At 56.3% G+C, this 7556-nt stretch carries 5 protein-coding genes; 2 read left to right on the top strand and 3 right to left on the bottom strand.

Annotation, left to right across the window (positions count from 1 at the left end):
- Window positions 1-102 precede the first annotated feature (102 nt).
- A complete protein-coding gene (locus CIK74_RS05475) occupies window positions 103-1776 on the bottom strand; it encodes an NAD(P)/FAD-dependent oxidoreductase (protein WP_096254771.1) in 1674 nt (557 codons plus the stop codon).
- Window positions 1777-1837: 61 nt separating this feature from the next.
- Complete coding sequence (locus CIK74_RS05470) at window positions 1838-3316, bottom strand: amino acid permease (RefSeq protein WP_096254770.1); 1479 nt, start codon at window positions 3314-3316, stop codon at window positions 1838-1840.
- A gap of 97 nt (window positions 3317-3413) precedes the next feature.
- On the opposite strand from CIK74_RS05470, the gene CIK74_RS05465 reads away from it, so the two are divergent.
- Window positions 3414-4997 carry a PucR family transcriptional regulator gene (locus tag CIK74_RS05465; protein WP_096254769.1) on the top strand — a complete coding sequence of 528 codons (1584 nt, stop codon included), beginning with the start codon at window positions 3414-3416 and terminating at the stop codon, window positions 4995-4997.
- A 76-nt stretch (window positions 4998-5073) separates the two neighbouring features.
- The gene (locus CIK74_RS05460; protein ID WP_096254768.1) at window positions 5074-6525 is read left to right on the top strand and encodes a DUF222 domain-containing protein; all 1452 of its coding nucleotides are present in this window, start codon (window positions 5074-5076) and stop codon (window positions 6523-6525) included.
- A 41-nt stretch (window positions 6526-6566) separates the two neighbouring features.
- On the opposite strand, the gene CIK74_RS05455 is transcribed toward CIK74_RS05460, so the two are convergent.
- Window positions 6567-7376, bottom strand: a complete 810-nt coding sequence (locus CIK74_RS05455; protein ID WP_096254767.1) for a nitrilase-related carbon-nitrogen hydrolase — start codon at window positions 7374-7376, stop codon at window positions 6567-6569.
- Window positions 7377-7556: the final 180 nt, after the last annotated feature.

The raw sequence follows: 7556 nt of genomic DNA, 5'->3' as shown, positions 1-7556 counted from the left end.
ATCGGTGGCCTCTTTTCCACCGTGACCGTGCACACCTATTTTTTTCTAGGGTTTAAAGTCCGAGCCCCGCACGGATTTTCCGTACGGGGCTCGGTGAATTATTTATGAATCAAGCACTGCCGGTTTGAGGTCAAGTCGCTTGGGACCATACTCGGCCAAGAACTGACCCGGCCCAGGATTGGTAGCCGCATCCATTCCTCCCAGATGCTCAACTACGCCCCACACGGCATTCAGTCCGGTAGTAACTGCGCCTTCGGCCCAGCCCGCGGTCCACGAGACATCGTCGCCGGCAAGGAAGATGCCGCGGTGCTCCGCCGCCATCTCCTGCTGGTCGAAGTGCGTGTATAAACGCTCCTGGTAACGGTAGTGACCGGGCAGGTTGGCTTTGAAGGCACCCATGAAGTTTGGGTCCGACTCCCAGGACACGGTGATCGGCTGGCCCACTATGTGACTGCGAATATCCAAACCAGGATAAATCTTCTCCAACGAGTGCAGCATCAACTCCATGCGGCGCTCCGCAGAAAGCGACAGCCATTTGAGCGCATCGTCATTCCAGGTGTAGGACAACAAAATCACCGCCGGCTGGTCATCGCCGTTGTCCAGCAGGTAGGTGGCCCGGTTCAAACGGTCTGTCAGCGTCATCGACATCAGATACTCGCCGGTGACCGGATCGCGGTCTTTCCAGAACGGACGATCAACCATCACAAAAGTCTTCGACGACTGCATGTAGTGACTGCGTTCGATCGCGGTCCACAATTCGGCCGGGAATAACGCTTCATCGGTATCAATACCGGTAGATAGCAACCAGGACTGCACGGTGGAGACCACCGCACCAAATTCCGCGGTTCGACCAAAGCGTTCGGTGACCTCAATGGTGTTCGAACCGTTGAAACCAGCATTGTCGGTGCGGTATACCTTGGCTACCGCCCCACGCGGCGCCCCACCGTGCAGCGAAGCCAACGAGGTGCCTGCCGGCCAATGTGCCATATTTTCCGGTGCATGGTTCCACAGCGCCTTGGGAAGTTGCGCGGCGCCCCCGGTGATGCCACGGTGGTGGTCGTCGGCGTCGGTGTAGACCACCCGCAGAATCTCCAGAATAGAGTTCGGGAAGTCGGTGTCCCAACCGCCAGAGCCAAAACCAACTTGGCCGAAGGCCTCGCGGTGCTCGAACCCAGCCTCCGTGAAGGCCTTAGAGTTCGAGATGAACCCGTAGAAGCTTTCCTCGTCGAACTCCTCAAGAATTGAGTTCCACAATTCCTTGATGGTTTTGGTGTCGCGGGTCTTGATGGCCTGCTGCATCTGTTCGAAATGCGCGTCGTCTCGCAGTGCCTGCTTCCAGGCCTCTGCCACTTCACGATAGAACTCGGGGAGGTCTTCCTCTTTTTCCACGTAGATCTTCTGGCCCTTAAGCTCGATCACCGTAGAGTCGGTGGGATCTGCCAGCGGATTCGGGAAGTCGTAGGTGTCTAGGCCCAGCAGGTCGATGTAGTAGTACAGCGCCTTGCTGGAGACCGGGAAGCGCATACCGCCCAGATCGCAGGTGATCTGCGGGGCCGCGAGGAAGCTGGCGGTACGCAGCCGGCCGCCGATCTGATCCGCCTCGTAGACTACCGGTTTCAACCCCAATTTCATCAGCTCATAGGCGGTCACTAGGCCGGAGAGCCCCGCGCCGATTACCGCTACCTCGGTGCCATACAACTCTTCGGGGACGCTGCCCAGCCCGGCCGGGTTGGCCAGATAATGGTCGTAGCTGAAGGGGAAGTCCGGGTTGAGCATATTGATGCTGTTCATTGCGAGTCCTGTAAGTCCTTTGTTCTTGTTGATGCAGCCGCGCTGTTTACTGGTTTTCGCCCACGTGGCTGGCGATGTAGTCCTGCTTGCTCAGCTGACCCAAGCGCGAACGGCGTCGACCGTAGCCCAGGTAGATTGCAATGCCCACCAGCATCCAGATCAGGAAGACCACCCACGTGTGCCAGCCTAACTGGCTCATCAGGAATAGGCAGGCGAAAATTCCGAGAATCGGGGTGATTGGGTACAGCGGAACCCGGAAGGTGCGCGGTGCCTGCGGTTGGCGTTTACGCAGGTACATCACCGAAATGCCCACCAGTGCGAAGGCAAACAGGGTACCGATGCTGGTGGCGTCGGCCAGCGCACCGAGCGGGATGAACCCGGCGGTGATAGCCACGACGATGCCGGTGATCAATGTGCCGGCAACCGGGGTTCCGGTACGCTTCGAAACCTTGCCGAAAACCGCGGGCACCAAGCCGTCGCGGGACATGCTCATCAAGATACGGGTCTGTCCGTAGAGCACCGTCAACACCACCGAGGCGATGGCCAGCACCGAGGCAAGCGCGAAGATCAGCACAAACATCGGCTGACCGGTCAGTTCGCCGACGATCTGCACCAGCGCGGCTTCGGTGCCCTCGAACCAGGTCCACTCGCGCGCGCCAATGGCAGACACTGCTACCAACACGTAGGTGATGGTCACGATCAGCATCGAAAGCATGATCGCCCGGGGCAGATCGCGTTTCGGATTGATGGCTTCTTCACCGGCCGTGGAGGCCGCATCGAAGCCGATGTAGGAGAAGAAGACGCTGGAGGCCGCGGCGGTGACGCCGGCAGCGCCCATCGGCAGCAGCGGTTCGAAGTTTCCAGCATTAAAGGCGCTGAAGGCGACGATCGAGAAGAAGATCAGGATGCCGGCCTTGATGATTACCACGACCGTGTTCACGATGGCAGATTCGCGCGCTCCACGCACCAGCAACAAGGTAGCCAGTACGACGACGATCAGCGCCGGCAGGTTTACTACGCCTCCCTCGGCGGGACCCCCGGCCAACGACACCGGAAGTTCCATATTAAAGGTACGCAGCGTCTGATTAACATATTCGCCGGCGCCCACGGCCACCGCGGCTACCGAAACCGCATACTCCAGCACCAGGCACCAGCCGCAAATCCAGGCGATACCTTCTCCCATGGTCGCGTAAGAATAGGAGTAGCTTGAACCAGAGACCGGGACCATGCCGGCCATTTCCGCATAGGACACCGCCGAAAGTAACGCGGTGACACCGGCAATCACAAATGAGATCCAAATAGCCGGACCGGCGATCGGGACCGCGGCACCGAGAATCACCAGGATGCCGGTGCCCATCGTGGCGCCCACACTGATCATGGTCAATTGCCACATGCCTAAGGTGCGACGCAGCTGCCCGGAGTTGCTTTCCGCTTCGCCGACCATATGCTTGATTGATTTTCGGCGGCGCAACTGCGGGCCGAGTGCGGTGACGGTTCTTGAGGTCACGTCGCTGTTACTGTTCATCGCAGGTCCTTGCTGGGAAATGGTTTTGCTGCCGTGTTCCAGCCTAAATCTGTGACGGCGCTCTCAACGTGGAACTTTTGAACTAAAATATTGTTGCATGGGACATTTCGCACCGCAATTGCAACCCACCTGGGAGTCCATCACGCTGGCCCGCTTCTTGCGCCAGTTGCCACCTGCGATCGAACTCGTCCATGATGCCGGCGATCGCCCGGTGCGCTGGGTAGAACCCAGCGACATGGATGACCCAACCGACTACCTCATGGCCGATGAGCTGATCCTAACCAGCGGTTTTCCGTTCCTCGAGCACGTTGAAGACCAAGAGTGGATCGACCGGTTTATCGCCAAACTGGTGCAAGCTCAAGCCAGCGCACTTGGCTTCGGCTTGAAACCTTATTTCGCCAGCATTCCAGAGACGGTCCGCGTAGCCTGTGCGCGTCACGGACTCTCCCTGCTGCAAATTCCCACTTCCGTCCCTTTCGCCGCGATCGGCATAGCTTTCGCCAAGCTAATGGAGGCCGACGGCGCCGCCCAGCTACGCTCCAACGCGGAAGCAAATCGCGCGCTGATGCGCTGCATTTCTCACCTGGAGCCCGAACGCCAACTGGTCGCTACGCTGTCCCAACGCCTCAAAGGCTCGGTCAGGCTCACCAATGCATCGGGCCAGACACGTTTCAACACCACAATTGCCTCGATCGCTACACTGGATACCGCCACCGAGGCGCAGTTGGTGCGAGAAGCATTCCAGACCACCGGCCCGCAACCATTTGCACTGCACCATCACGATGCCCAAGTACACCTGGCCTTCCCGATCCGAGCCGCCTTCTCGCCCAGCGGTCAGTCCCCGCTGCTTGGCGCGCTCTGCGTTGGATTCTCGCGCACACCTTCCGCCTTCGACCACCACCTCATCACCTCAGCACTAGGCCTACTAGAAGTGCTTGCCCGCGAACGCGCCGCCAGTTCGGCCGCTTCTTCGCAGCTTGCCACGTCCCTGCTCTTCCGCTCGCACACAGCCCTCGACTCCGAGACGTTGAACTACTTAACCGAGAGCATCGGCAGCAATACTCATCAGGCACTGCGAGTCGCCGTCATTTCACCCCCAGGTACAGCGCGCACCACAGAAACTAACTTCCACCTCGCGCATGTTCATGCATTATTCGACACCCGCTTGGCAATGCGGCGCGACGATCACCTCATCGCACTAACAAGCGCCGAACCCGCGACAGATTTATTTGAACGCCTCAAATCCAACGGTTATTTGGCAGCGTTCAGCACCCCTGCCAAATTGGAATCCCAGCTAGGTGAAAGGCTGGGAGATCTACTCGCCCAGGCCAGCGGGTTGCTCCCCCAAATGCTAGAACGCCAACAATGCCTAGACGCCGCGTCTATCCCTCGCACCTTCGCTTCACTGCTACCAGCACAGGCCGGAAGGCAGTTGGCGGAAGAAGAGCTGGCGAAAATCCTTGAATTACCAGAGGCCCGCCGTGACCTCTACTTAGACGTGCTTCACGGATGGTTGGAAGCCAACGGCTCCTGGGATCAGGCTTCGAAAAATATCAATTTGCATCGCAACTCGGTTCGCCGACATATTGCGACTATCGCTGAGATTCTTGGCAAAGATTTAAACCAGGCGCAAGTCCGCCACGATCTGTATCTTGCGCTGAAGTTCCTAACGGCGACCTAACCCGCACTACCAAAGGTATCCACAGTTTTTTACAGTATTAGAAGACATGTTCGAACTAACGAAGTATAATTAGAATATGTCCGAAGCAATGGCGCAACGACAAGGCCAAGACGAACCGGCGCTTCATGAGGATTTCGAAGTCCAAATGAAGCAGCTGCAGAATAAGCTGGCGTGGATTGAAGAACACGGCAGTAAAGCCGACTGCGTTCAAGCAATAGAAGGACTCGAAGGGCTCGTCTCTTCTTTTCGCTATCACCAGGCAGGTCTCGCTCATCAGCTAGAGAAGCAAGTTGTACGGGAGCATGAAGACCGTGGCACATCCATCGATGATCAAACTCGTGGGGCCGCTAGTACCTTCGCTCTCGCTCGTAAACAGTCACCTCAAGGTGTACGAAACTTCTTGGTCAATTGCCGCATCCTCTTCGAAGACACCCCTAACTTTGCTGCAGCCTGCTCTCGGGGCGAATTCACCGAAGCACAGGCCCAAGCTATCCTCACCCCGTTACAGGATGTCAGGGCAGTGCGTCGCGTTGAATTTGATGAAATCTACGCGTCGACCCCCGACATGTTTGATTCCATGGGGCCAAAACAAATCAAGGAAACCGTTCAACAGTTCGTTCTGGGTTACACCTCGGATCCCGAGTCCAAAAAGCAAAAGAGCTCCGAAGAGAACCGGCACGTCCGTTTTCACGTTGATGAGGACGCGGGGTGTGTGAAGCTCAGTGGCGAGCTCCCGCTCATTGCCGGCCTTGCACTGAAAATGTACTTACGTGAAGAGGCTCGTAAGCTCAAGAAGCAAGGTGACCCCAGGACCCTCGCTCAGATCAAAGCCGATCTACTAACCAGCTATATGATCGCTGGCGAAGCGACGAATATGCGCATTGCTTTGAACGTCGGGGTGATTATGACCGACAGAGCGCTGTTCCTCGGTGAGCGAGAACCGGCATTCCTCGAAGGCTACGGTTTCATTTCAGCCCAGACCGCCCGAGAATGGATCGGTGGCCACCAAATTCCCAATCAGCAGACTTTCGAGGAAATGGAAGCAAAGCTCACACCAGAGTTTATTGAGCAGATTGAAGTGATGACTGAGCTGACCCGGTTGTATACGGCTCCGGGAAACCAAGAATTAATCTCTATGGATTCCAAAGCCCGGATCTTCCCGGAGAAGCTCAAGAAGTTCATTCGGATTCGCGACCGTCACTGCCGCACCCCGTTCTGCGATGGAATGGTCGAAGAAATAGACCACGTAGTCCAGCATGCTAGGGGTGGACCAACCAGTGTTTTCAACGGAGACGGTCGCTGCAGCCTATGCAACAAGGCTAAAGAATTAGCTGGCTGGTATGAGTACGTGACATTGAAGGGCCCGCATTCGATGGTGATCTGCCCTGGCTCCTCAATGTCATACCACTCAACTGCTCCACCAGCGGCAGGGTATGCGCATAAGCCCTTCCCACAAATGATGTGCGATTCGAATTGGATCTCACGAGTTAAAGAACAACTCAAGAACCAGCGTGGCCCTGACCTCTGAGCGAGCTGAAGCAGATCGATGGGATGTTAGGCGAATGCAAACTAGTCTTCCAGCGCGTTGGTTCGCTCGGCAGCCCATTGGGCATAAAGCTCAGGACGAGCTTCTGATAGATATGGAACTTCAGTCTTAGCCCGCTCATAGGGACCAAGGTCAGCGTATAGAACTTCAGGTTCGTGGCCCGCTTGGGCAAGAACAGATCCATCGGGTCCCGCAATTACGCTGGTGCCAGCTAGCTCAAAGCCAGCTTGGCTGCCGCTGTGGTTGGAATAGGCAATGAAAAGTTGACTCTCCATTGCCCTCGTTGGAACTAGATGCGTGCAAACCCGTTCATACCCACGTCCCATGGCCGTCGGGACCAGTAACAGTTCAACAGAACGTCGGGCAGCCTCACGAACGATCTCGGGAAATTCAACATCGAAACAGATCACCATGCCAAGCATCATTTCTTTGTACTCGAATGAGGCAGGCGGATTGACCCCGGGCACGAACACGGCTTGTTCTTCAGAACCGAAGAGCTGAACTTTTTGATAGTGGGCTAGTTCGGTTCCCTTGTGGTCAACAAAGGTCGACGTAATCAGCCAACCACTATCCGTTACTTCAGGAAGTGAGTATGCAAGAGCGATTACATGCTCCGATGCAATTTCCGAAAGACGACGGTGGACGTCTGGAATTTGTGTTGCGTCTAAAGACTCACGTAGTGCATACGGCGCATATCCCACGGCAAACAATTCTGGTGTCAGCAAGATTTCAGCCCCTTCGGAAGCGGCTTGCCGCGCGGCACGCTGAATCACTTCAATGTTGCTCTGAATATCCAAGACCTCAGCCTGGGCCTGCATCACCGCGATGCGCATGTATTTCCTTCCACGAAATCTTGTTGTCTCGGATTAACACTACGTCGAGATAACTACGGGGTAGCTAGGCGGTTTGACACCGAAGTTTCGTATTCAAGTACTTTTCGCACCACCGATAGACAAGGCCATTAGGAATGGGTTTTTAAACAGAAAAAGGGTCCCACCCTTCCAGGCAGAACC

The sequence above is a fragment of the Glutamicibacter sp. BW77 genome (assembly GCF_002332285.1).
Lineage (GTDB): Bacteria > Actinomycetota > Actinomycetes > Actinomycetales > Micrococcaceae > Glutamicibacter > Glutamicibacter bergerei.
Note: the sequence above shows the minus strand (reverse complement) of the source record. Positions and strands in the feature narration are given on the sequence as shown.